Annotated in this window: 20 protein-coding genes; 6 read left to right on the top strand and 14 right to left on the bottom strand. The window is 39.2% G+C overall.

From position 1 onward, the window contains the following. Window positions 1-70 precede the first annotated feature (70 nt). From ALPR1_RS10015 to ALPR1_RS10080, 14 genes are all read right to left on the bottom strand, one after another. Window positions 71-1,831 (bottom strand): efflux RND transporter periplasmic adaptor subunit, encoded by a 1,761-nt coding sequence (locus tag ALPR1_RS10015; protein ID WP_008200386.1) that lies wholly within the window; start codon window positions 1,829-1,831, stop codon window positions 71-73. After that, window positions 1,828-3,078 (bottom strand): TolC family protein, encoded by a 1,251-nt coding sequence (locus tag ALPR1_RS10020; RefSeq protein ID WP_008200388.1) that lies wholly within the window; start codon window positions 3,076-3,078, stop codon window positions 1,828-1,830. Before ALPR1_RS10020 ends, ALPR1_RS10015 begins: the two co-directional genes overlap by 4 nt. Beyond that, window positions 3,075-6,899: an efflux RND transporter permease subunit gene (locus ALPR1_RS10025; RefSeq protein WP_040302727.1), complete on the bottom strand. Its 3,825-nt coding sequence runs from the start codon at window positions 6,897-6,899 to the stop codon at window positions 3,075-3,077. The genes ALPR1_RS10020 and ALPR1_RS10025 overlap by 4 nt, the downstream gene beginning before the upstream one ends. A gap of 96 nt (window positions 6,900-6,995) precedes the next feature. Continuing rightward, window positions 6,996-7,415, bottom strand: coding sequence for an HYC_CC_PP family protein (locus ALPR1_RS10030; protein ID WP_040302730.1), 420 nt, complete (start codon window positions 7,413-7,415; stop codon window positions 6,996-6,998). Between the two features lie 33 nt (window positions 7,416-7,448). Next, window positions 7,449-7,883, bottom strand: a complete 435-nt coding sequence (locus ALPR1_RS10035) for a CHY zinc finger protein (RefSeq protein WP_008200393.1) — start codon at window positions 7,881-7,883, stop codon at window positions 7,449-7,451. Window positions 7,884-7,909: 26 nt separating this feature from the next. Further along, window positions 7,910-8,119: a heavy-metal-associated domain-containing protein gene (locus ALPR1_RS10040; protein WP_008200394.1), complete on the bottom strand. Its 210-nt coding sequence runs from the start codon at window positions 8,117-8,119 to the stop codon at window positions 7,910-7,912. A gap of 173 nt (window positions 8,120-8,292) precedes the next feature. Next, window positions 8,293-10,530 carry a heavy metal translocating P-type ATPase gene (locus ALPR1_RS10045; protein WP_008200396.1) on the bottom strand — a complete coding sequence of 746 codons (2,238 nt, stop codon included), beginning with the start codon at window positions 10,528-10,530 and terminating at the stop codon, window positions 8,293-8,295. Window positions 10,531-10,606: 76 nt separating this feature from the next. Next, complete coding sequence (locus ALPR1_RS10050; protein ID WP_040302732.1) at window positions 10,607-11,830, bottom strand: MFS transporter; 1,224 nt, start codon at window positions 11,828-11,830, stop codon at window positions 10,607-10,609. A 65-nt stretch (window positions 11,831-11,895) separates the two neighbouring features. Further along, entirely contained in the window at window positions 11,896-12,480 is a 585-nt protein-coding gene (locus ALPR1_RS10055) for a Crp/Fnr family transcriptional regulator (protein ID WP_008200399.1), read from the bottom strand. Between the two features lie 30 nt (window positions 12,481-12,510). After that, window positions 12,511-13,083 (bottom strand): helix-turn-helix domain-containing protein, encoded by a 573-nt coding sequence (locus tag ALPR1_RS10060; protein ID WP_008200402.1) that lies wholly within the window; start codon window positions 13,081-13,083, stop codon window positions 12,511-12,513. Window positions 13,084-13,092: 9 nt separating this feature from the next. Continuing rightward, entirely contained in the window at window positions 13,093-15,564 is a 2,472-nt protein-coding gene (locus tag ALPR1_RS10065; protein WP_008200404.1) for an outer membrane beta-barrel family protein, read from the bottom strand. Window positions 15,565-15,860: 296 nt separating this feature from the next. After that, window positions 15,861-16,622 carry a malonate transporter subunit MadM gene (gene madM, locus ALPR1_RS10070; protein WP_008200406.1) on the bottom strand — a complete coding sequence of 254 codons (762 nt, stop codon included), beginning with the start codon at window positions 16,620-16,622 and terminating at the stop codon, window positions 15,861-15,863. 1 nt (window position 16,623) lies between these two features. Beyond that, window positions 16,624-16,983: a malonate transporter subunit MadL gene (locus ALPR1_RS10075; protein ID WP_008200407.1), complete on the bottom strand. Its 360-nt coding sequence runs from the start codon at window positions 16,981-16,983 to the stop codon at window positions 16,624-16,626. 5 nt (window positions 16,984-16,988) lie between these two features. Then, window positions 16,989-18,467 (bottom strand): acyl-CoA synthetase, encoded by a 1,479-nt coding sequence (locus tag ALPR1_RS10080; protein ID WP_008200408.1) that lies wholly within the window; start codon window positions 18,465-18,467, stop codon window positions 16,989-16,991. Between the two features lie 213 nt (window positions 18,468-18,680). Here ALPR1_RS10080 and ALPR1_RS10085 point away from each other — a divergent pair, with 213 nt between their 5' ends. From ALPR1_RS10085 to ALPR1_RS10110, 6 genes are all read left to right on the top strand, one after another. Continuing rightward, window positions 18,681-19,142, top strand: a complete 462-nt coding sequence (locus ALPR1_RS10085; RefSeq protein ID WP_008200409.1) for a GbsR/MarR family transcriptional regulator — start codon at window positions 18,681-18,683, stop codon at window positions 19,140-19,142. Between the two features lie 72 nt (window positions 19,143-19,214). Beyond that, the gene (locus ALPR1_RS20740) at window positions 19,215-19,673 is read left to right on the top strand and encodes a TolC family protein (RefSeq protein ID WP_040302734.1); all 459 of its coding nucleotides are present in this window, start codon (window positions 19,215-19,217) and stop codon (window positions 19,671-19,673) included. Window positions 19,674-19,761: 88 nt separating this feature from the next. Then, window positions 19,762-20,541: a TolC family protein gene (locus ALPR1_RS20745; RefSeq protein ID WP_040302736.1), complete on the top strand. Its 780-nt coding sequence runs from the start codon at window positions 19,762-19,764 to the stop codon at window positions 20,539-20,541. An 8-nt stretch (window positions 20,542-20,549) separates the two neighbouring features. After that, the gene (locus tag ALPR1_RS10100; RefSeq protein WP_008200410.1) at window positions 20,550-21,602 is read left to right on the top strand and encodes an efflux RND transporter periplasmic adaptor subunit; all 1,053 of its coding nucleotides are present in this window, start codon (window positions 20,550-20,552) and stop codon (window positions 21,600-21,602) included. Window positions 21,603-21,604: 2 nt separating this feature from the next. Further along, the gene (locus ALPR1_RS10105; protein WP_008200411.1) at window positions 21,605-24,763 is read left to right on the top strand and encodes an efflux RND transporter permease subunit; all 3,159 of its coding nucleotides are present in this window, start codon (window positions 21,605-21,607) and stop codon (window positions 24,761-24,763) included. A 31-nt stretch (window positions 24,764-24,794) separates the two neighbouring features. Beyond that, window positions 24,795-25,025 (top strand): hypothetical protein, encoded by a 231-nt coding sequence (locus ALPR1_RS10110; RefSeq protein ID WP_008200412.1) that lies wholly within the window; start codon window positions 24,795-24,797, stop codon window positions 25,023-25,025. Window positions 25,026-25,032: the final 7 nt, after the last annotated feature.

Below are 25,032 nucleotides of genomic sequence, written 5' to 3' on the forward strand. Positions count from 1 at the left end.
AATTGTTTTCAGATTCCTGAATAACCAAGGTTTTTTAATTCCTTCCTTTGTCTGAAATTTATGCGCTTTTTTAATCTATAATTTTAATAACCTCACCACAGGTCAACATGGATTCTCCGAAATAAGGGTTCACAATGTTTTTATCTAAACTCAACCAGTCCGCTCCTTGATTACTATCGGCCATGGGGCAATGTTGCACATATAAAGTTTCCGAATAGGCATGAAATTGCTCTGTCATTTTGACCATTTCGTCAGAAATGCTTTGAAAACTTTTTCTCAACTCATCTATGTTTTTAGCAGTTTTCGCATCTGTCAAACTCTTTTTGAGATTGCCTTCGAATGTCATCCATTGAGTATGAGCATCTCCAGTAAAAAGAGCCATATTGACTTTGTTTATGGACTCCTCCATTGATTTTGCAGCTTCTTTGGAGTCATTCAGTTCATCTTTGGTCAATGCATCTTTTAATTTTAGATAGTTATCATACACTGGCTTTAAGGAATATTTCGCCTGGGGACTGATAGCTAAAGATGAATTGGAAGTTGAGCTCATAGTCCCCTGCATTTCTCCATGATTATGGCCAGTCATCGGAACTCCGCCATCAGGGCTCATCATGCTAGGTTTTCCCGCTAATTGTGCAGCAGCATCTATGCTAAATGTGCCATTGATGGCAATTTCTTCTCCACCTTGTAAACCCTCTTCAATTACATAAGTATCTCCAAGTGATGGTCCCAATGTTACTTCTCTTAGTTTAAATCTGATGCCATTTTCTGAGGTGTTTTTTACATAGACAACCGATCTTTTTCCAGTCCATAATACAGCTGATTTGGGTACTGAAAGCATTGCAGTATTGGAGTTTAAAGCTGCCTTGATAGTGCCTGAAGCAAACATTTCCGGCTTAAATTTGCCTTTAGGATTTGAAACTTCAATTCTTGCTTTAGCAACTCTTGAAGCTGGATCAATCAATGGGTCGATATAGCTGATTTTGCCTGTAAATGTTTCCCCTGGTAGAGATTGGATACTATATTCAATTTCATCTCCCACTTTGATCCAAGAAAGATCCGTCTCATAAATATCGAATAGGACCCAAACCCGAGAAAGATCTGCCACTTCATAGATCGCCTGACCTTGCTGCAAATGATCTCCAAGATTTGCCAATTTTTCTGTGACATATCCTGAGACATTGGCCCGGATTGGGAAGTTTCTCAAAATCGTATTGTTATTAAGAATTTCTGAAATCTGAGCATCGGAGATTTTCCAGTTTTTCAGTTTGTTTTTGGCAGCCTGGAATAGTTCAGGTTGGGAATCTTGAATTTTTGCTGCCTGCAATAATTCATTTTGAGCAGTAGTCAACTCAGGAGAATAGATGGTTGCGATCACCTGACCTTTGCTGATAAATTCACCTGTGAAATTCACTTTCAATTCTTCGATTCGCCCTGGAATATGGGAGGTCTGAGTATAGTTGAGACGCTCATCAGCTTGAACTTTCCCACTTAGTTTCACAGATTTATTGGCACCTGAACTTCCGACGATTGCAGTCTGCACATTGGCCAATTGCATGGCAGTAGGGGACATGCTAATAGAAAGTGGATCAATCGATTCCAGATCATTTTCTAATGGAATCAAATCCATGCCGCAAATAGGGCAAGTTCCTGGCTCATTTTGTTTGATCTGAGGGTGCATGGAGCAAGTCCAGACACCATTTTCTTCAGTCAGGTCATGTTGATGCTCATCTTGGGAATTCGAATTTCCAAAAATAAGATACCCAGCCAACAGCCCTGTGAATAACATTCCGATGGATATGATCAGAACATGTTTTTGTAGCTTTTTCATTGGTCAAATGATTTTGCAGTGAGATAATCTATTTCCGCAATGTTTATTTTTAGTGCTGTCTCTGCAGTCACTTTTAATTTTTGATATTTCAATAACTGTTGCTGCATTTGCAGCACATCCTCGATGGAACTTTCGGAATTGGAATAGGAAGTATAAAGCAATTCCAATGATTGCTTGGTTTGCTCCATCTGTTCTTCATACAATTCAATCAATTCCTGCTGTTTGGTAACCCCAAAATCCAACTTCTCATAGGAGGTTATCAATTGGTTTTCAAAATCCTCTTTTTGATATCGATAGGCCTCTTGCATCAGCTGAGCTTCTTTTTTTGCAGCTTGATATTTTCCTGAGAAAATCGGTAAGCTCATGGAAACCATTGGCATAAAGGCATTTTTCCCATTGTCATCCACCATCATATCTTCTCTTTTTCCGATGAAGACATAATCCAAACCTACTCCGATTTTCGGCATTGATTGGCTTGCGGCAGTCCGCTCATTCGATTCTGCTGCGGCAATTTTAAAATCAAATTCCTGAAGAATTGGATTGGATTCCAGCAGAGAATCTCTTCTATATTCATTAGGAATATTTTCTTCCAGTTGGAAGTCTTCAATTTCTACGACTTCATTTTCATCTCGATTTAGCAGTTTGTTGAAAGCTGAGAGCAGAGGTTTTCTTTGTTTTTCTAAGATGCTAAGATTCGTTTCAGCATCCTTTAGCATAATATCCACTCTCAAAACATCAACCATAGATCCTTTTCCATTCGAAAACTGATTTGTAGCCAATACCTTATAGTTTTGAAGGATCTCGATGTTTTCCTTTTCGATCTCAATGAATTGCTCTAACTCATAAAGTGGATAATAAGCGGAACTGACATCGTAATAAAGTTTATTCTTTGCATTAAGAAAGGATTGGAATTTGGCTTCCGCCAGAGCTTCAGAACCCTTTCCATAATATTTCAATGTTCCAAACCATGGGAACATCTGGTTTAGGGAAAGTCTTGCCCGCTGTGGCCCTACGCGCGTTTCTACTGGAGAAATAAAGTATCCAAAAGAAATCGTAGGATCAGCCAGACTTCGGATTTGTGCCGCTTTTTCTAAAGCAGCTTCAAATTCCTTGTAACTTCCCTTCAGACCTGGATTATTTTCAGCTGCAATTTTCAGATAGTCATTCAGTGATTGGCTGTAGGCAGAAATGCCAGTGAAAATCACAAGGAGCAAAGAGAAGATCCATTTATTCATATGATTTTTCATTTGCTGATTTTTTTGAGTTTGTACTCTTCTCTGATGCTGTAAAGCACAGGTACTATGAAGTAGGTAATAGCCGCGACGATCATCCCTCCGAAAGCAGGTATAGCCATTGGAATCATAATATCCGAACCTCTTCCTGTTGAGGTGAGAATCGGCAATAAAGCGATGATTGTAGTGGCTGAAGTCATGACAGCTGGTTTAATCCGTCTCTGGCCCGCTTCAATGATCGCTTCTCTGATTCCTTTTAGGTTATCCGTTTTGTTTCTTTCAAAACTTTGATCCAAATAGGTTGCCATCAACACACCATCATCCGTCGCAATCCCAAATAGTGCAATAAAACCTACCCAAACAGCCACGCTTAAGTTGATTGTTTTCATCTGGAATAATTCCCTGATATTGGTGTCGAAAAGGCTGAAATTTACGAACCAATCTTGTCCGTAAAACCAGAGCATCATAAATCCACCACTAAATGCCATTGCAATTCCGGTAAATACCATCAAGGAGGTCGTCACGGATTTGAACTGGAAATAAAGAATCAGGAATACCAGTCCCAGAACAATAGGAACGATGATAGCGAGACGTTTTTCTGCTCGAACCTGATTTTCATAACTTCCGGAAAACTTAAAGTTGATTCCAGCAGGTACTTCCAGTTCTCCTGAATCAATCCTTTCCTGAATCATCCTTTGTGCATCATTGACAACTGTGACTTCAGAAAAACCATCTCTTTTATCAAACAAGACATAACCTACCAAAAAGGTATTCTCGCTCTTGATAGCCTGAGGACCTCTTTGGTATTCAAAATCAATAATCTGTGCCAAAGGAATCTGAGCACCGGTAGGAGTAGAAATCAAGATTTTCCCCAATGATTCGGGATCATCTCTTAGTTCTCTCGGATAGCGCACTCGCACCGGGAATCGCTCTCTACCTTCCACCGTATTGGTGATATTCATTCCTCCAATCGCAGTTTCTATCGTTTGCTGTACGTCTTCAATGCTTAATCCAAAGCGCGAAATTTCATCCCTCTTGATATTCAAAAGCAAATAAGGTTTACCCACAATTCTATCTGCGAAAGCTGCTTCCGCTTTGACAGAAGGGACTTCTTTCAGGATGCTTTCTAACTTTAATCCAAAATTTTCAATCGTTTGTAAATCAGGACCATATACCTTGATTCCCATAGGCGCTCTCATACCAGTTTGAAGCATGATCAAGCGCGTTTCTATCGGTTGTAATTTTGGTGCAGATGTCACCCCAGGGATTTTGGTGACTTTGACGATTTCATTCCAAATATCATCTGGCGAATTCACTTGGCTTCTCCAGTTTCGATAGTACAAGCCATCCTCATCTGGAATCAATTGTGATTTTTTAATTCCTTTTGCGATGGCATCCTGATTGGATAATGTGTCTCCGGATTTCAAAATGAATCGGTCATTGTCATCAGTTTGGAACCTCAAGCGATACCCATCTTCATCCAAAATGTATTCAGGTTTATAATTGATCACATTTTCATACATGGAAATAGGAGCAGGGTCCAATGCCGATTCAACCCTTCCCAACTTTCCAACTGTTAATTCCACCTCTGGAATATTAGTCAGCATCATATCAAGCTTTGAAACTACCTCACCGTTAAATTCAATACCCGAATGAGGCATGGATGTTGGCATCAACAAGAAGCTTCCTTCATCGAGAGATGGCATAAATTCTTTGCCTATTCCAGGGAAAGTGTGGGTCAAAGAAGACCAAACTTTAGTCGGTCGAATATTGACACCTATGACATCAAAACCTTTCGGGATGAATCCAAATATGCCATTTACTCCCAACCAAATACTTCCAGCAAGTAGAATGAGGATTGCAGGAATGCTCAGAAAGGCTGTTTTATGGTCGAGGCACCACCTCAAGATGCTTTTGTAATAGTATTCTAGAATGGCAAAAGCCCCTAAAATCAATCCCACCAAGAGTGCTACGAAGATGAAATTGATCAATAGACTCTCTGCTGGTCCAAGTGGAAGCCAGTATTTTGCTAGTAGCCAAACTACCCCGATCACCACCAGGTAGAGTTCCGCATTTTCTACTATGCTGTTTGTTCTTTTGCTTAATGAAATGCCTGAAGTCTTCAGATAGGACTTTCCAAAACTTAATACTCCGAATAAGATAAGCATTACACCCGCCCAGGTATATCCGAAAAACAAACTGATGACTCCTAAAACCAAAAGGGCTACAGGGATGAATTTCTGGAATTTAGATTTTTTCAGATTGATCCCGAAAAAGAAATGCGCCAAACTCGGTAAAATCAAAAGGGAGACAATTAATGCAGCTACCAAGGCAAAAGTCTTTGTGAAAGCCAAAGGCCCAAATAACTTTCCTTCTGCCGCTTCCAAAGTAAATACGGGAATAAAGGAGACAATCGTAGTGGAGACAGCTGTTAATATAGCCGTGGCAACTTCTGAAGATGCTTTGTAAATGGTGTCAATCAGTTTTTGTTCCTCAGGTGCCTCATCGATGTGTTTGATGATGTTTTCGGAAAGTATAATTCCCAGATCGACCATGGTTCCGATTGCAATGGCAATCCCCGATAATGCTACGATGTTTGCATCCACACCAAAATACTTCATGGCAATGAATACCATCAAAACTGATATTGGTAATAAACTGGAAATCAACAGAGAAGCCCGAAGGTTATAAACCATCACAATAACTACCAAAATGGTGATCAAGAGCTCCAAAGTCAAAGCTTCTTCTAGCGTTCCTAAGGTTTCGTTAATCAACTGGGAACGGTCATAAAATGGTACTATGGTCAGTTGGCTTTCGGTGCCATTTGCCAATGTTTTCTTAGGTAAACCGGAACTGATTTCTGAGATTTTCCCCTTGACATCCTGGATCACAGCAAGTGGATTCGCACCATATCTTGCGACAACGACTCCACCGACGACTTCTGCTCCGTCTTTGTCCAGAGCTCCTCTTCGGTTGGCAGGTCCCAAAGAAACCACAGCAATATCCTTGATTCGAACAGGGACATTATCCTGTACAGCGACCACTGCCTTTTCGATGTCCTCCAAATTCTTGATGTATCCCAGGCCTCGAACCAAATACTCTGCTTGATTGATTTCGATGGTTTTTGCTCCAACATCACGGTTAGATTTCTTTACCGCTTCCATGACTTTCGTCAGAGGAATATTGAATGCTTTTAGCGCATCAGGATTAACATCGATTTGATATTCCTGTACATAACCTCCAATAGAAGCTACTTCAGATACACCCTCTACCGCATTGAGAGCATATTTTACATAGAAATCCTGAACTGATCTGATTTCGTGCAGGTCCCAGCCTCCGGTTGGAGTTCCATTGGAATCTCGACCTTCAAGGGTATACCAATAAACCTGTCCCAAGGCGGTTGCATCAGGACCAAGAGTTGGTTGAACTCCTTCCGGCAATAATCCCGAAGGCAAGGAATTCAGTTTTTCAAGAATTCTTGATCTTGACCAATAGAACTCAGTGTCTTCATTGAAGATGATGTAAATGCTGGAAAAGCCGAAAATGGAAGAACTTCGAATGGATTTTACCCCCGGAATTCCTAATAAATAGGTGGTCAATGGATAGGAAATTTGATCCTCAATATCTTGAGGAGATCTTCCTGGCCAATTGGTAAAAACAATTTGCTGGTTATCTCCGATATCCGGAATCGCATCCACAGGCACTGGATCCGAAGGTATTGAACCTACTTCCCAACCAAATGGAGCGGTAATAATTCCCCATAGGATCATAGCGATCAGAAGGAGAACTGTTACCAGTTTGTTTTCAAGAAAGTACTTGATGATAGAATTTAACATGTGATGAATCTGATAAATGACCAGAATAGGAATTGACCAATCTTGATTTACAAGATTTGGACAGTTTTGAGGCCTTCACCTCAGAGCATCACAGTATTAAATAAGGAAAGTTTGAAACAAAACTTGATGGTCCTGTTTCAAAATGGGAGGGGAGTAATAGAAATATTCAGCAATTGGAGTTTCCTGAATGTTTCCGTTAAAAATAAAAGTATGTACAAATGCGACAGCGAAATTCAAATGAAGATTGATTCCTGCTTTAGCAAAGCTGAAATCCTCATCCATATTCACTAGCTCAAATTCATTGTCACAGCAATTGGAGGACTTGAAATGATTTGGATGGTCTTGGTCAGTATCACAATCTGGAGTTTTTTGCTCCATACCGCAATCAATATGGGATGCCTTTAATCCCAATTCACTCAACATTTCCATTCCACCACAGAAGTGTGTGGATTTAGCCATCCCAATGCTTGCAAAAAGCAGGATGAAGGAAAGCGCTATGGAAATGGTCTTTTTCAATGCTGTAAAAGTACGGTTTTTTTAGGAAATAGGTTATTCTATTTTCTTCTTATCTGTTTCGAAGTACAAATGGTAGTGGTTACTACATCCAGGATTGAACGCTGCTTTACATTTTGGGCAAGTGTTGTTACTGCTTTGATAATCAGTTATTGATAACTCTGTGCCGCAAACTCCGCAAAGAATTGCTTTCGAATCAAATTCAGATTTTGGCCAGACCTTAGGTTCATGATCTGCAGTTTCCTCATGGCAAGAATAGCATGGATAGTACTTATCACAGCATTTAAATTTGATCGCGATGATGTCCAATTCAGAATGCCAATGTTGACATCTGGTTTGGTTGTCTATAGGTTTCCCGTAGACATTGATCCCTTTAATACTTGATTTTACCACTGGCAATGCCAAATTTGTTTGTGCTTTTGCACTGGCAATTAAGGTAAAAAGCAGAAAGAACAATAAGATTTTTCGCATTCCTGAAATTTCAATTCAATTGCAATTTATTCAGGTTTGGCAATAAATCCTGCTTTGATCACGGTTTTAAAGACTTCTTCGGGAGTAATATCCTCAGACTCTACGGTTAAAATGCGATCGTCACTCTCCAGATCTACATTCCAGGATTTGATTTTAGGTTCTGCATTTAGCATTGGAGTAACTTTAGCCAGACAATTACCGCAATTGATATTGGTTTTGAATTTTTGAGTTTTCATTATGGATCAGTTTTAATTTAATATTTAATCAGTTTGAGGACTTTCTATTTTTTCTAGTAAAAATATTATTTGTCAGGCTGAGCGGAGTCGAAGCCGGGTCCTCGACTCCGCTCGGACTGACAAATTTGAAAATCCTATTTCTGTTTAATTTCTATTCAATGTTTTAATAGGATTTACAATTTCTTACCCTTTAACCTAAGACTATTCAAAACTACCGAGACGGAACTGAAGGCCATGGCTCCACCTGCAATCATCGGATCCAACAAGAAGCCGTTAATTGGATAAAGCAAACCTGCAGCAATCGGAATCCCAATTAGATTGTAAATAAAGGCCCAAAATAGGTTTTGATGAATTCCATGAACAGTCATTTTTGAAAGCCTTAAAGCCTTTGGAATTGCCTCTAAATCGGAAGATATAATGGTCATTTTAGCCACATCCATCGCAATGTCAGATCCATGACCCATCGCAATGCTGACATCTGCCTGTGCCAAAGCTTCGGAATCATTTATCCCATCGCCGACCATCGCGACGACTTTTCCCTGGCTTTGAAGGTCCTTGATGAATTCTGATTTGTCAGAAGGTAAAACCTCCGATCTAAAATCAGTCAGACCAACTTGCTTGGCTACTTCTGCCGCTGTCTGCTGATTGTCTCCAGTCAGCATGTAGACATCGATCTTTTGGTTTTTTAGCTCCTCGATTGCCTTTTTTGAACTAGGCTTGATTTCATCAGAAATGGATAAAACTGCAAGAAGTTCATTTTTATTGGCAAAGTAAATCACGGTTTTGGCCTCTGATTTCCATTGATTCGCTTTCTTCTCAAACTCATTTGAAATCGAAATTCCTTCTGATTCCAGCAGTCTTTGATTGCCGACGAAATAAGTCATTCCTGATTCATCCTCTGCTTTGGCTCCTTTGCCAGTGATACTTTGGAAATTCTGAATTTTAGATTTATTGACCTGGCTTTCTACCAAATGCTTTGAAACTGCCTCTGCTAATGGATGCTCTGACTTGGATTCAATAGCCAGAAGAATTGGACTAAAATCTTTTCTTAGTTCTTCAGAAAGCCATTTTTCATTGCTTACACTTGGTTTTCCTGCTGTGATGGTTCCTGTTTTATCTAATACAATCGCATTTACATTGTGCGCTAATTCCAAGCTTTCGGCATCCTTGATCAGGATATTGTTTTCTGCTCCTTTTCCAACTCCCACCATGATAGCGGTAGGGGTGGCAAGGCCCAAAGCACAAGGACATGCAATCACCAAGACTGTCACGGAAGTCAGAAGAGCATGGGTAAATGCCTCATCTCCACCAAAAAACATCCAAGCTCCAAAGGTTATAATAGAAATAAGAATTACGGTAGGGACAAAGATTCCAGCGATTTTATCCGCCAACTTCTGTACTGGAGCTTTGCTGCCTTGAGCTTCCTGCACTCGTTTGATTATTTGGGAAAGGAGAGTTTCACTACCAACTTTTTCTGCCTTGAAATGAAAGCTACCTTTTTGATTGACCGTGCCTGCAAAGACTGCATCCTTTTCTTTTTTCTCTACTGGAACAGGTTCGCCAGAAATCATACTTTCATCGACGAAAGAGCTGCCTGAGATTACACTGCCATCTACAGGGATTTTTTCGCCTGGTCTGACGATGATTTCATAGCCTTTCTGGACTTCTGAAATTCGGATTTCTTTTTCCTTTCCATCGATAATCGCTTTTAGTGATTTTGGTTGAAGCCCCATCAGCTTTTTTAAAGCCGTAGTAGTATTGGACTTTGCTTTTTCTTCGAGAAGCTTACCAAAACTGATAAAGGTGATAATGACAGTAGCCGCTTCAAAATAAACATGAGGCATGATCCCTCTTTCAGTCCAGAACTCTGGAAATAACGTGTTTAGAACACTGAAAACAAATGCTATTCCGGTACTCAAAGCTACCAGCGTATCCATATTTGCTTTGCCATACTTGGCTTGCTTCAAGGCATTTACAAAGAAGCTTTTACCAAAAATGAAGAGAACAGGAATTGCTAAAACCATAGAAATCCATTTTCCCGGTTCCCAATCCATAAAAAACATCCCAAGAATAAATATCGGAAGGGTCAGAATTGCTGCTCCAATCGTTCTTTTCTTGACTTCTTCGTAATATTCTTGTTGTGCTTTCTCTCCGGCTTCTTCTGAATTTCCGTCAGTGACGACCAAACCATAACCGATCGCGGTCAAAGCTTCATTTAAACCCTCAGGTTGAATTTGGCTGGGATCATATTCCACTAAGACAGAATTGGATGCGAAATTGACCGAAGCAGATTTTACACCATCAGTATAGGATAAAATGGTTTCAACACTATTTGCACAGGATGCACAAGTCATCCCAGTGACTGGGAAAGTGTTTTTTACTAATTCTATATTACTTGCAGTGGTTGACATGATGTGTTGTGGTCTAATGACTTTACAAACTTCGGAATTATGTCATCCAATTTTGTTATGGAATTTTGAGCTTCTTTTATAAGATTTTGTCGGATGGAGAACTTTCCTCCATTCTGAATTTTACGATAACAGATGAAGCGATGGTCAGTATTCCAATGGAAAAAATAGCTACTGGAATTCCCCATTGGTCAGCAAGAATTCCTGATAAAATGGCTCCAAAAGCATATCCCAGGTCTCTCCATAATCGAAATGTGCCAATACTTTCTGCTCGTTGTACTGGATGGGTATGATCAGCGATTGCGGCCATAAATGTGGGGTAAACCAAAGCTGTTCCAAAACCCAAAAGCACCATAAATAAAATCTGAAGATGGTAATTCATCAAATTTGGAAGAAGCAAGAGGGTCAAACCTTGAAGGAGCATTCCGCCAAAAATCATCTTCTTTTTAGAAAATCGATCCGCCATTTTCCCTGTTCCAAGCTGACCAATTCCCCAAATCAAAGGATAAGTAGCAGTAATTACACCTGTTTGGTTCAGACTAAATCCATTGGATAATAATAAAACTGGCAAAAGTCCCCAGACCATTCCGTCATTAAGGTTGTTGATCAATCCAGCTTGGGTGATGCTACTTAAGGTCTTGTTTTTGATTGAGGTTTGAAGAAAAACTCGTTCTACTTTTTCTAAAGTTGCTATTTCTGACTCTTTTTTCACAAAGTGATGGGTGTCTTTGACCAGAAAAATAGAAAGGAGTAATCCCAGAATAGAAACCACAACTCCTATATAAAACGGAGTGGGGGATACTCCGAATTTCTCAGCTAGGTACGCGGATAAATAAGCGCTGACTCCCAAGGATAAATAGCCTGCAAACTCATTCATTCCCATCGCAAAACCCCTGTCTTTTTCACCGACTAAATCGATTTTCATGATGACCGTACTTCCCCAAGTCAAGCCTTGGCTGACTCCTAGAAGGACATTTGCTAGAATAACATAATTCCAATTGCTAGCAAAAATCAAAAGAATTGGAACTGGAATGGCTAAAATCCAACCTAAAATCAACAGCTTCTTTCGACCGAAATTATTGGCAAATTTCCCTGTCAGGTAATTGGTTATTGCTTTGGAGAAACCAAAAGCTGTGATGAAAGATAAAAAGGCAAAATTGGAACTCAGACCGAAAATTTCAGAAGCATACTGAGGGAAAATTGAACGTTCCATTCCCAGCATCGATCCAACCAAAGCGTTGACAATGACCAAGATGAGGAATTGTTTCCAGTTTGCTTTTAGACCTAAAATAGGATTCGTCAAGAGATTAGAATTTGACACAAAGGTCACTTTCCCTGCTTCCTGATCCTTTTACATTTGTTAAATAATCAACGGATGCTCGCCCGGATTCTACTAAGGCTTACTTGGGTGATACCAAGGTAAGATGCGATATGTTTTAATGGGATTCTTTCCAAAAGTGAGGGGAAACCGCTTAGTAATTGTCGGTATCTTTCATCAGCACTATGAAATTGCAAACTTTCAATTCGATTGACATAAGCTACGTAGGACATTTCCATCATTTTTCTAAATAGCCTTTCAATTTCTGGGTAAGAATCAAACAAGGTTTCCAATTTGGAGGCTGAGATTCCGATAAGTTCGGTGTCTTCTATAGCTTGAATTGCCTTTTTGCTGGGCTTTCCAGTGAACAAACTTTCGGCGCGGATAATCATGTCATTCTCAAAAGCAAAATATTCGGTGACATCTATTCCATCCTTCAAATAATAGATTCTTGCAAGACCGGAGCTGACAAAATAATAGGTGCGACAAGTTTGCCCAATTTCTTGGACGTGTTTGTTTTTGGGAGTTTTGATTTCGAAAGCTATGGAATTTAAGGCTTCAGCTGCCTCTTCTGAAATGGGCTGGATAGCCCTAAAATAAGCGAGTAAAGAGGGGAAGCCTTGTGTTTTTTCCATCTTTAAATGTAAGGAATTCGACTAATGAATTTACAATTGATCAAGGCTCTTACGAATTGATTTTTTGTCTTTTTTAAACTCAGAAGGAGTCATCCCAGTCTCTTTTTTGAACTGGGTAGAAAGGTAGGCAACACTGGAATAATCCATTTTGAAAGCGATTTCGGATAATGTTAGCTCATTGTAGATGAGCAGCTCTTTGATCTTTTCGATTTTCTGCCTGGTGATGAATTTTTCTATAGTGATACCCTCTACAGAGGAAAATAAACGCGATAAATGAGAGTATTCCTGATTTAGTTTTTCTGCCAAAAAAGTAGAATAATTGGTGAGCAGAACTTCATTTGAATAATGAATTTGATCAATCAATAGTGATTTTATCTTTGATATGATTGCTGATTTTTCACCTTTCAAAAGTTCGAATCCCTGATTATCTAATTTCGAGGAAAGAAGCTCTTCTTGATTCTCAGTTAAATTTTCCTGAAGGATAACTTTCCCCAACTCTACTGATTGAAAAGAGATTTCTAACTCATTCATGGTCGTTTTTACTGCTTCAATACAGCGTGGGCAGACCATGTTTTTTATCAGAACTTCTTTTGAATCGCTCATTTCAATTAGTTAAAACTCTTTCTCGCCAAACTCACTTTTGACGAATTTCGCTTTGTTTTTGGAACGATTGAGCGTATAGGAAAGGTTCAAAATGATCATATCTACTTCCTGGATGTAATTTGTAGTCGTGTAGAACTCACCGTCCCGATAAGTAGTGATTCGTTGTTCATTGGTGTCCAAAATCCCCATATCGATATTTTGCCATACCAAGTTAGCAGCTAACCTTCCATCCATCCAGCTTTTTTTGACAACAATACTCGGGGTGTAAAATCTAGAATCTTCTCCCAGAGCTGTTACTCTTTCAGATAGGTAATTTAATGTTCCCTGAATGCTCCAGTTTTTCTGGAGGGTGAAAGTGGTGTTGATATTGATTGAATGTACCCAGCTCTCCGTATTTACAGGACGATCATCAAAACTGCCTTTTATGGAATAATGGTAGAGATTTAATCCTCCGAAGACTTTCCACCAGCTGGTTGGAAATATTTCAAGTCCCATGTCAATTCCCGTGGATTTTCCTGTTCCAACATTGGAATAAATTCTATTCAAAATCGTGTCATTGTAAACGGTGTTTACTCTATTTACCAGATTTTTCACTCTGGAATGGTACGCTGTCGCATAAAAGCTAGAAGCATCCCAGGTTTTAATGACTCCCAATTCTACTTGGTTGATAAATTCAGGGAGGAGGTTTGGATCACCTTGCTCCAAGGTTTCGCTGTGTTCTCTTTCTGGGAAAGGATTCATTTTGAACGTGGTAGTTCTCTCTACTCTTTGGCTGAAGCTTGCTTTCAGTTGAAGCTCCTCATTTACCTGATAACCTAGGTTTGCACTAAAGAATGGTCTGATAAAATCGTACTGATATACGGTGTCTACAATACCAGCTTTATCTTCCAGATCAAAACTTCGATCCATGCTTTCCACTCTAAGGCCTATGCCATAATTGAATTTTTCAAATTCCTTATCAAGTTGTAGATAGGCTGCATGGATATTCCTCTTTAATTCAACGTTACTTGAAAATTCTGGAACCAGTTCAAATTCACCTGTTTCATTATTTTTTCTCTCATAAAGGAAGTCTCCCTTATGATCTAATTTTCGGAATTGATATCCCGCTAATAATTGACCAAATGAATAGGGCTTGAAAGTATAGTCTAAATTATAGCGAATTCCGTTTAATGGATTATCGTTGGTGTTGTATTCCTCTTGGTACACTGTGCTTAGATCAGGATAACCTAAGTTTAGATTAGAAGTTGGACCACCTAGCATACTGTATTCATAGAGGAAGGAGGTGCTTATTTTGGATTCATTCTCAAAAATGTGAGAATAATCAAGGCTTCCTAAAACTACATCACCTCTTCGGCTTTGGTCATTGGCATTAAAATATTGGAAATTATAAAGTTCCTGCCCATTTGCTATGGCGTGATTGTCATAATAGAGAATGTCGGCAGTTCGAAGTTTGTCTCTGACAGCTCCATAGAATCCAAGGCTAAAAGCACTTCTTTCGGATGGATTATATCCAATCGTAAATCTTCCGGAGTAGTTTTTTTCGTCGATGCTTCTTTCTCCTTCAGAAGGAAAAAATGTGGTTGTGTCACCGGACATGGTCATCACATTCCCAACTCTTCTTCCAGCGATGTCATTTCTCTGAAAACTGGCTCCAACGGAAATGTCCCACTTGCCTTTAAGGTAGTTTAGGTTAAAGTCGGCTCCATATCGTTTCGCTCGTTCTGCATTTCCATAATTTTCGATTGGAGGCATTCCTAGCTTGGTATTGAACTGCATGTACAAGCCATCGGTAGTTCCTGATTTTGTAATCACGTTGATCATTCCGGCTTTTCCTTCCGAGTCGTATTGAGCAGAAGGAGAGGAGATCCAATCTATTTTTTCAATACTGTTGGCAGGCAATTGACTTAGAATCATCATAGGGTCAGATTGAACGGGTTTCCCATTGATCATCACCACAAACCCACTTGTACCCCTAATAGAAATCTGGCCATCTACATTGATGGCTACCCCTGGAAGGTTTTTAAGAATATCAGCCGCATTTCCTCCCTGTGCTGCCTGGAAACTTTCTGCAGAATAACTTTGCTTCTGTAATTGAAATTCGGTGGAAAGTTTTTGGCCTTGGATTTCCACACCTTCGAGCGTAGTCTGATCTGGTGAGATAGAAAGTACTCCTAGGTTTTTGCTTTCCTTGTCGCCTAAATGTAAATCTGAAATAGTTTTAGATCCATAGCCGATATAGGTGATTTTTAACAAATAATCTCCTGCATCTAACTCTGAAATTAAAAATGCCCCTTCTTCATCAGTGATTCCACCATTGATCAAGGAACTATCGGATAGTTGATATACTGCTACGCTGGCAAATTCCAATGGAACCTGAGTGAGCTCATCATGGATGAACCCTGAGATACTTGATTGTCCGAAAACTACTTGTGAAACTTGAAAGAACAGAATTATAAATACTCCTGTGAATAACTTGGGCATTGACATAAGTCAAAAGTAATTCAAAAACGGTTATTTAAGCATCCTGCTTTTCTCCTGAAATCAATTCTGGTAATAATTTTTAATTGTTCCAAATAATAAAAAACCCGAAACCTAGCTTTTGCAAGTATTTCGGGTGTGTTGGTTTAGTTTTCAATTATTATTTATTACGCCTTTTTAGTCATATATATTCTAGAAGTAATTAATAATATACCTGCAACAAGTGGCTTAATGACTTTGTAAAATCACCGAATAAAGGTGTTCAACTTTGAAAGTAAGGTAGAGAAATAGTTGAATGATCAAGAAAAAATAAATTCCAATACCAGATAAAAAAGGGATGGGCAAATCAAACAGCCCAATCCTGTATAAAATGTAGCGGTTACTGCACCATAAGGAACCAATTTTGGATCTGTAGCAGCTAATCCTGCCGCGACGCCGCTGGAAGTACCCATGATCCCCCCGTAGGCCATTGCTGATCCAGGGCTTTTTAGGCCTATTTTTTTGGCAAATACTGGGGTGAAAATGGTGACAGCAATTGTCTTAACTACTCCAATTGCAATACTCAAAGCTATGATATCAGAGTCAGCTCCCAAAGCAGCACCAGTAACAGGTCCCACGATGTAGGTGCATGCACCTGCGCCTATGGTACACAAACTGATAGGGTCCGAAATTCCCCACATATATGCTACCGCTACTCCAGAGAAAAAGAAGATCAAAATCCCAAATAGTAGAGAGGCAAATCCTAATAACCCGGATTTCTTCACCAAGACATAACTTGCTCCCATGGCTGTTGCCACAATTGCAAAATCCCGAAACATGGAACCACCAAGAGTTCCTATTCCCTGAAAGATAGGGATGTCTGCTATCCCTTTTGAACCACCTGTAAACAGACCTCCTAAGTATCCTAGGACTAGACCAAGGAAAATAGCTATGGCAGAACCTGGGATTTTTCCTTGAAAGAATTTTTTGGAAAGTATTTCGGAACCAAATGCTAAAACTCCTATGCAGAAGAAACCAACGATTAGTCCATTCTTGTCCACTACTTTTAGTAATTCTTCCATGCTAAATCTCTTTGAAGAACCTTAAAAGGAAAGGGAAGAAAATAAATGCAAATGCCACTGGAATTAATCCCACTAAAACAGCCAATAGCCCACTGGAGACAGCAGATTGTACATTCAAACTGGCAGCCATTGCGATGACAACCGGTATGTACATTTTATTCCAAAAGTTGATACCCAATATCAATTCAGTATTCCACCAACCTTTCCTTTCGAAAAGTTCTTTTAATAGCATCAAAATGATCATGGCAAAACCAACTCCACCTACATTGGAATTGATACCTATTAATTTACCTAAAATTTCACCTAGCCATTGCCCAAGGAGATAAGAGAAAGAAAGTAAAGCTAAACCGTATATGAACATGGATTTTAGAAAAGTTTTTTCAATTCGTTTTTGGTCACTTTCCCCATCACGTTTCTAGGTAAATCCGGGATGAAGATGTATTTTCTTGGAGTCTTGTAGGAAGGCATCCTTTCTCTAATCCAGGAGTTTAACTCTTTGGTATCAAATTCTTTATCGGCCACCAATGCCGCAACAACCAATTCTCCCCATTCCTCATCAGGAATTCCCACCACACCACAATCTTTTATTTCTGTGTGTTTCCTTAATACTTCCTCTATTTCCAAAGCTGAGATTTTATACCCTCCGGACTTGATGATATCTATAGAATCCCTCCCTAAGATTCGATAGTAATTATCTTCTAGGACAGCAATGTCTCCAGTTTTAAACCAACCATCTTCTGTAAAACTTTTGGCTGTTGCCTCAGGCTTGCCCCAATACTCTTTGAATACCGATGGACCCTTTATCTGAATTTCTCCCGGGTCACCTGCATTTACAGGTTGTCCTTCTTCATCAACTGTTCTTAATAATACGCCAGGAAGAGGTTGTCCAATATGACCTGCTCTTCTTTCTCCATGATAAGGGTTACTGACAGCCATACCTATTTCGGTCATTCCATAACGCTCCAGTAAATAATGACCTGAAATTTCTTTCCATTTTTCCATGACAGAAACAGGCAATGCAGCAGAACCTGAGATCATCAATCTGAAATTTGACATGGCTTGATGCAGTTCTTTTTGTTCCTCTTCAGATAGTTTTTCCCATTCAGAGATGAGTTTAAAATAAATGGTTGGAACAGCCATAAAGACATTCAATTTCCCTTTAAGGAAAATTTTGAAGACTTCTTTGGCACTGAATTGATTTAAAAATTCAACAGTAGCTCCAGACCACAAGGCACAGCAAAGTACATTGATGATGCCATGAACATGATGTAAAGGCAATATTTCGAGAATATAATCATCGGAACTCCATTCCCATGCTTTCACCAAAGTGGAAATCTGAGATTCTATATTAGCATGCGTGGTCAATACACCTTTGGGGAGCGAAGTGGTTCCCGAAGTATAGAGGATCATGGCAGGCCTATCCTTGGATATTTCGGGTAGGGTGAAGGACCTCGAAAACTGTTTGGAATCACTTACATTGAAAAATTTAAATTTGGGATCTTTTTGGTATTCATTAAGTATGTTTTGGTATTCCTCCCCAACTACAATAATGGAGGCTTGAGTGTCTTCAATAACATATTGCAATGAAGGAAGAGGGTAGGTGATACATAAAGGAACCGCAATTCCTCCGGCTCTCCAGATTCCCCACTGAGTTGCAACATAGTCAAAACCTGGAGACACCATAAATGCCACTGGGGATTCGTTCAGGTCTGATTTATCACCTAATAGCATAGAGGCAACTGCATTACTACTATTTGATAAATCTTGGTAAGTATATTCTTTTCCTTGGTCTACAATCGCTACTTTTTTAGGATTGTTTTTGGCATTTGCTATTAGCTGAAGCATGACAAATTGGGTTGTTAGCTATTGGTTCAATTTGAAATATAGTCCCTAATGTTTGAAAATGAAATATTAATGATCCACAATCATTGTTATTAAGAATTGGTTTTTGACTAGCTTTAGAAATAAATAAAATATTTTGGTTCTGTATTTGCAGAACTAACTGAACTTTGTTTATCTTTGTCCCGTTAGTATCGGCATAACCCAAATTAATGGCGTATGATTTTAACTGAAAAACATAAGGAATTAATAGAGCGCATTGGAGTATTTCATGAGCATAAGGGAATGCAGCCTCTAGTAGGAAGAATTATCGGTTTGCTTTTGGTACATGAAGAAGGTGAGGTTTCTTTTGATGAGATAGTGGAGCAATTAGGAGTAAGTAAAAGTACGGTAAGTAATGCTCTTACTTTTCTTCAGGCTAAAGGAAGATGTGTGTATAGTACAAGACCTGGAGACAGGAAAAGATATTTTGCATTGAAGGTGAGTGATTGGAGAGAAGACTTTGAAAAGGAGCTTCAAAACATTGCCGAGATTCAAAAATTTATTGATGAGGTGTTGGAAGTGAGAACCGAAAAGAACCCAGAATTCAATTGTAGAATGAGAGATTTTTCAAATTTCCTATGCTTTTTTAAACAGGAGATTCCATCCTTGTTTGAGAGATTCAAAAAGCAACAAGCTTAAAAAAATTTATCTATATAGTTCTCTAATCACAGAACCAACTTTAATATTATAAATTAACTATTATTTAATACCATGTTCAGAAAATATTTGACAATTCTGATGTTTCTGCTCAGTCCATATTTGGTTTTTGCGCAAGCGAGTTCGGGAGAGATCCAGTACCCTGACACTTTAGACTTAAAGCAAACCTTACAAATTGGCATTGAAAACAACAGAAATTTGAAAAAGGCGGTTTTGGATGAGACCAAAGCCAAGTACAATCGTGACGAAATACGTGGAGCTGGATTACCTCAGTTATCTGCTTATGGACAATACAATAATTTTATCGATGTATTCCCTCAGGCAGTACCAGGTGATCCTGGAGATATCGAAGTGATTTCATTAGGTGTTCCGCAGTCATTAAAAGCTGGGTTTGAGTTAAGTCAGTTGATTTATAGTAATTCCTATTTGATTGGGCTTAAAGCTGCCAAAACAGGGGAGGAGTTTTACAGAGTGAGGAAGATATCATTCATGAAATGTCCAAGAGCTACTTAGGAACTACCTTCAAAAAGAAAACTTACTGGCTAATATCGACCAATTAAAAGGGTTTGAGAAAATACTTCAATCTCAATACGATAATGACTTGGCAAGAAAAGTTGATTTGAATAGGGTGAAAGTTAATCTGACTTCTGTTCAAAGTGAATTGGAGAACCTAGAAATCGCAATCAACAAGAGCGAAGGTTATTTGAAATTAGTAATGGGGATTCCTGTGGATACTGAAGTTTCTTTTGATCGAAGCATCGCTAATATGAATGAAAAGGTGCAGGAATTTCAGATTGCTGACTTAAATGTCTTTGATAGAAAAGATATTCAATTGCTAGGGGTTCAAGAACAGCTTTATGAATACGAGTATAAGAATATCAGATCTCAACATCTACCACAGCTGGTTGGTTTTGCTGACTGGAATACCAATGCATTCTCTCAAAACTTTGACTTTTTAAGTGAAGGGAAAGTATGGCATAAGGGATTCTTGGTCGGACTGAAACTTCAGATACCCATTTTTGACGGTTTGCAGACCAAGTCCAAAGCAGCTCAATCCAAAATAAGCGCTGAGCAATTAAGACTGGATCAACTTCAAGCAGAAGATGCAGCGAATTTAGAGTACCAAACAGCGATTAATTCTTACTTCAATTCCCTGAGTACTTTGGAAGCTTTAAAAGACAATTTGGCTTTGGCCAATGATGTATTAAGTGATTCGGAACTCTTGTACAAAGAAGGATTAAGTCCCTTGACGGATCTTTTGGAGGCTGAAACTACCCAGCGCTCAGCCCAAGCTAACTACAACAATCAAATCATTCAGGTTAGAATATCTCAATTAGAAATTTTGAATTCTACCGGCAAAATATCCAACCTTTTAAACTAAGACCAACAATGAAAAAGGCATTAATTATCATATTCATGTTTGTAGCAGTAGGAGCAGTTGCTTTTACACTTTACAACAACAAAGCAGAGCTGAATGAATCAGCTACCCTGGCAATGAAATCCAGTGACTATATCTCGGTGACTACAGAGAGAGTTGAAGCAAAAACAGTCAACAGGAATTTTGAGGCAAATGGAGTTTTTGAACCTCATCAAGAATTGAAATTGATGGCTGAAACTTCAGGTTCCATTGTAAAAATCCTAAGGAAAAAAGGAGATTATGTGAGAAGAGGAGATTTGATTGTGCAGGTAGATGACCGCTTGATTCGTGCCGATTATGAAATTGCGAAATTGAACAGAGATCAAGCAGAGAAGGATTTGGCTCGATATGCAAATCTTGCAGAGACGGACGCAATCACTAAGAAGCAATACGAGGAAAACGAGAAGGCTTTTAAAATTGCAAATGCGCAGTTTGATGCTTTAAAAAAGAGGCTTTCTGATACTCAAATTACTGCGCCTATTTCGGGATTTATAAATGAAGACTTTTATGAAATGGGAACTTTGGTTTCTCCAGGAATGCCGATTGCGGAAATCATCAATAAAAACCCACTGAAGCTTTCTGTAAAAGTCTCTGAGAATGAGATTTCTAAAGTAAAAAATGGAGATGTGATCCCCGTAAAAGTAAATGCTATTTCCGGTGAGAAGTTTTCTGGAAAAGTAGACTTTATCTCTGACAAGGCTGATGGATCATTCAAGTATGAGGTCATTTTAGAGATGTCTGGAAAAGATGCCGATGCTATCAAAGCAGGCATGTTCGGAACTGCTGAATTTGAATTTTCTCAAGATGAAGAAGTTCTCCAAATCCAAAGGAAATCAGTGGTGGGAAGTTTGAAAAACCCAGGTGTTTATACAATTGAAGATGGTAAGGCAGTCTACCATCAAGTGACAATCAATCCATTAGATGAAGGTACTGTGGAAGTTCTTGACGGCTTAACAGCAGGTCAGGAAGTGATTTCTTCTGGTTTGATCAATATCAAAGAAGGCACCAAAGTTAAAGTTCAGTAAGCATGAATATTACTAAAATATCAATTCAAAGGTCGACCATGGTCGTCGTCCTTTTTACGGTACTGACTTTACTGGGGATTTTTAGCTACACGCAATTATCCTATGAGTTATTACCTAAAATGGAAGCTAATGTGGTGACTATTTCTACGGTCTATCCTGGAGCAGCACCATCGGAGGTGGAAACATCTGTAACCAAAAAAATCGAAGATGCCGTGGCTTCCTTGGAAGGAATCAAATCAATGAATTCTATTTCTCAAGAGAGTATTTCTATCATCACCATTGAGATTGAGGCTGGCCAAAATGTGGATGTTTCACTTCAGGAGGCACAGCGTAAGATCAATGCGATATTAGGAGACTTGCCAGAGGATGCCGACCCCCCAAGTTTAGGGAAGTTTGATCTGGATGATTTACCGATCATGCAAATGGCTGTTTATTCAGACTTGAACCCATCTCAATTTTATGATTTGGTGAAAAATAAGATTCAACCATCTCTATCAAAAATCAGTGGGGTAGCTCAAGTGAATATGCTGGGCGGAACGGAGCGTGAGATCAAAGTCAATTTGGATAGAAACAAGCTAGAAGCCTATGGGATTTCTCCGATTACTGTAGCTCAAGTTATCAATGCCAGTAATCTGGATTTTCCTACAGGTAGATTGAAAAACGAGGATAGCCAGATCCTAATTCGATTGGCGGGTAAATTCTCTTCTGTTGAGCAAATAGAAAATTTAATCATTGCTTACCGAGATGATCAATCTCCGATTCAGTTGAAAGAAGTAGCAGAGGTGCAGGATGATTTCAAGGATGAAGAAATATTAACCAGGCTGAATGGAAAAGCAGCGATTGGTCTGACAGTACAAAAGCAGTCTGATGCCAACGCAGTAGAAGTTTCAGAGGTAATTGAGCATGAACTTCACTTATTGGAGACTACTTATAATGCAGAAGGAGTTTCCTTTGAAATATCTCAAAATACTTCTGAGTTTACGCTAGAGGCAGCAAACGATGTAATCAAAGATTTAGGGATCGCCATTCTACTCGTTGCACTGATCATGTTATTGTTCTTGCACAGTATTCGTAATGCGGTGATCGTAATGATTGCGGTGCCTGCTTCCATCATTGCGACTTTTACTGTGATGTATTTAGCGGGATTTACGTTGAACTTGATGAGTTTGCTTGCTCTCTCATTGGTCGTAGGGATCTTGGTGGATGATGCCATTGTGGTCATCGAAAATATTTACCGTCACTTGGAAATGGGTAAATCTATTGCCCAAGCTTCTTATGACGGAATTAGAGAAATAGGATCAACAGTTGTTTCTATCACCCTGGTAATCGTTGTGGTTTTTGTTCCGTTGGCGATGACTGGTGGATTGATTGCGGGTATCATTACCCAATTCAGTATCACAGTCGCCACGGCCACAATGATTTCCTTGTTGGTGGCATTTACACTGATCCCATTATTGACTTCGCGATTTTCTAAATTGGAGCATTTAAGCAAGGATTCCTTTTTTGGAAAGATCATCTATGGATTTGAAAGTTTTTTAGATGGCTTTGTAGACTGGTTGGTAAGTATATTGAGATGGGGATTTGCTCATAAACTCGTTTTAATGGGGATCACATTTGTCTTATTTGTTTCATCATTCCTCTTGGTAGGAAATGGTTTTATAGGCAGCGAGTTTGTAAGCCAGGGAGATCGAGGTGAGTTTTTAATACGTTTGGAATTACCAAAAGACGCCACTTTAGAGCAAACAAATTTCAAGACTAGAGAAGTGGAAGATTACTTAAGAACTCTTCCTGAAGTGACTGAAGTGTTTACAACTGTTGGTGTTTCCAGTGGTCAGTATACTGGTTCTCAATCCTCACCATTTACTTCTGAAATATCCGTAAAACTGGTAGGGAAGGAAAATAGATCACTTTCAGGTCCTGATTATGCAAGAAACGTAGAGAATTACTTAGAGGAAAATATCACAGGGGCTGAATATACAGCTGTCCCAATTTCCATTATGGGGACTGCGAATGATGCGCCGATTCAGGTCATTGTTTCTGGACCGGATAAAGATAGTATCCGAGTGACTTCTGAGAAGATCATGGGAATATTAGCTGATATCCGAGGAACGAGAAAAATTGAAAGTTCACTGGAATCTGGTAACCCTGAAATCAAAATAGAGGTTGATCGTGATCAAATGAATGAATTGAATTTGTCCATGGATATGGTCGGTGGAGCGCTTCAGGTGGCTTTCAATGGAAATGATGATTCAAAATACACGGATGGAGATTACGAATATGATATCATGGTTAAGCTGAATGAGTTTGACCGAAAATCTATTTCTGATGTAGAGAATTTGGCTTTTGTTAACAGAAAAGGTCAACAGGTGAAATTGGCTCAGTTTGCAAAGGTTACCCAATCCGAAGGGCCGACAAAACTGGAAAGAAGAGACCGTGTATCTTCTGTGAAAATTACTTCTCAGGTAGCAGGAGTCCCTTCTGGTAATGTTGGGGCTGAGTTGACAGCAGCTATTGATCAGATGACATTACCACAGCAAGTCCAGATCAATTATGATGGAGATATGAAAAACCAAAGTGAAGGTTTCGGTAGTTTGGGATTGGCTTTAATGGCATCTATAATCCTTATTTATCTGATTATGGTGGCTCTTTATGACTCCTATGTTTATCCACTGGTAGTTATGTTCTCATTGCCTATGGCCTTAATGGGCTCGCTTTTGGCATTGGCTTTGACCAAAGGAACCCTAAGCATCTTTAGTATCATGGGACTGATCATGTTGATGGGATTGGTTGCTAAAAACGCTATTCTTTTAGTAGACTTTACAAACCAGCTAAAAGAAGCTGGGGTAGAAGTGAAGGAAGCATTAGAGAAAGCAGTGAAAATTAGATTTCGTCCCATTTTGATGACTACTGTGGCAATGGTGATTGGGATGCTTCCTATTGCCTTGGCTGGTGGAGCGGGAGCTGAATGGAAAAATGGTCTTGCCTGGGTTATTATTGGAGGTCTACTTTCCTCCATGTTCTTGACCTTGGTGGTAGTACCTGTGATCTATTACTTATTTGATCGATTGATGTTCAAGCTTGGTAAAAGTGAGAAAAAACATATCGAGCTTGAAGATACAGATGTAGAAGAGTTTGATTCCGAAGCTGCTGCCTACGTCTAAAACTAAACCAATAACTATTAACAGTAAGCTTATGAAAAATGTAAATGAGCTAAAGAGAATAACAAAAGTTTTCCAACAATATGGGATTCAACTCACAGGTAAACGAAAGTTTGATCGATTTGAGCAAGACCTAAAAATGGACAAAGTGTTTGTGTCAGGTCTGATATTTGATTTGGAATACGAACTCCATAAGGAACTGGCTGATGAAATGGTACAAACCGTAAAAGCACCAGCACAGCTGATTGAAATGTTAATGAACTAGATGATAC

Source organism: Algoriphagus machipongonensis, from assembly GCF_000166275.1.
Lineage (GTDB): Bacteria > Bacteroidota > Bacteroidia > Cytophagales > Cyclobacteriaceae > Algoriphagus > Algoriphagus machipongonensis.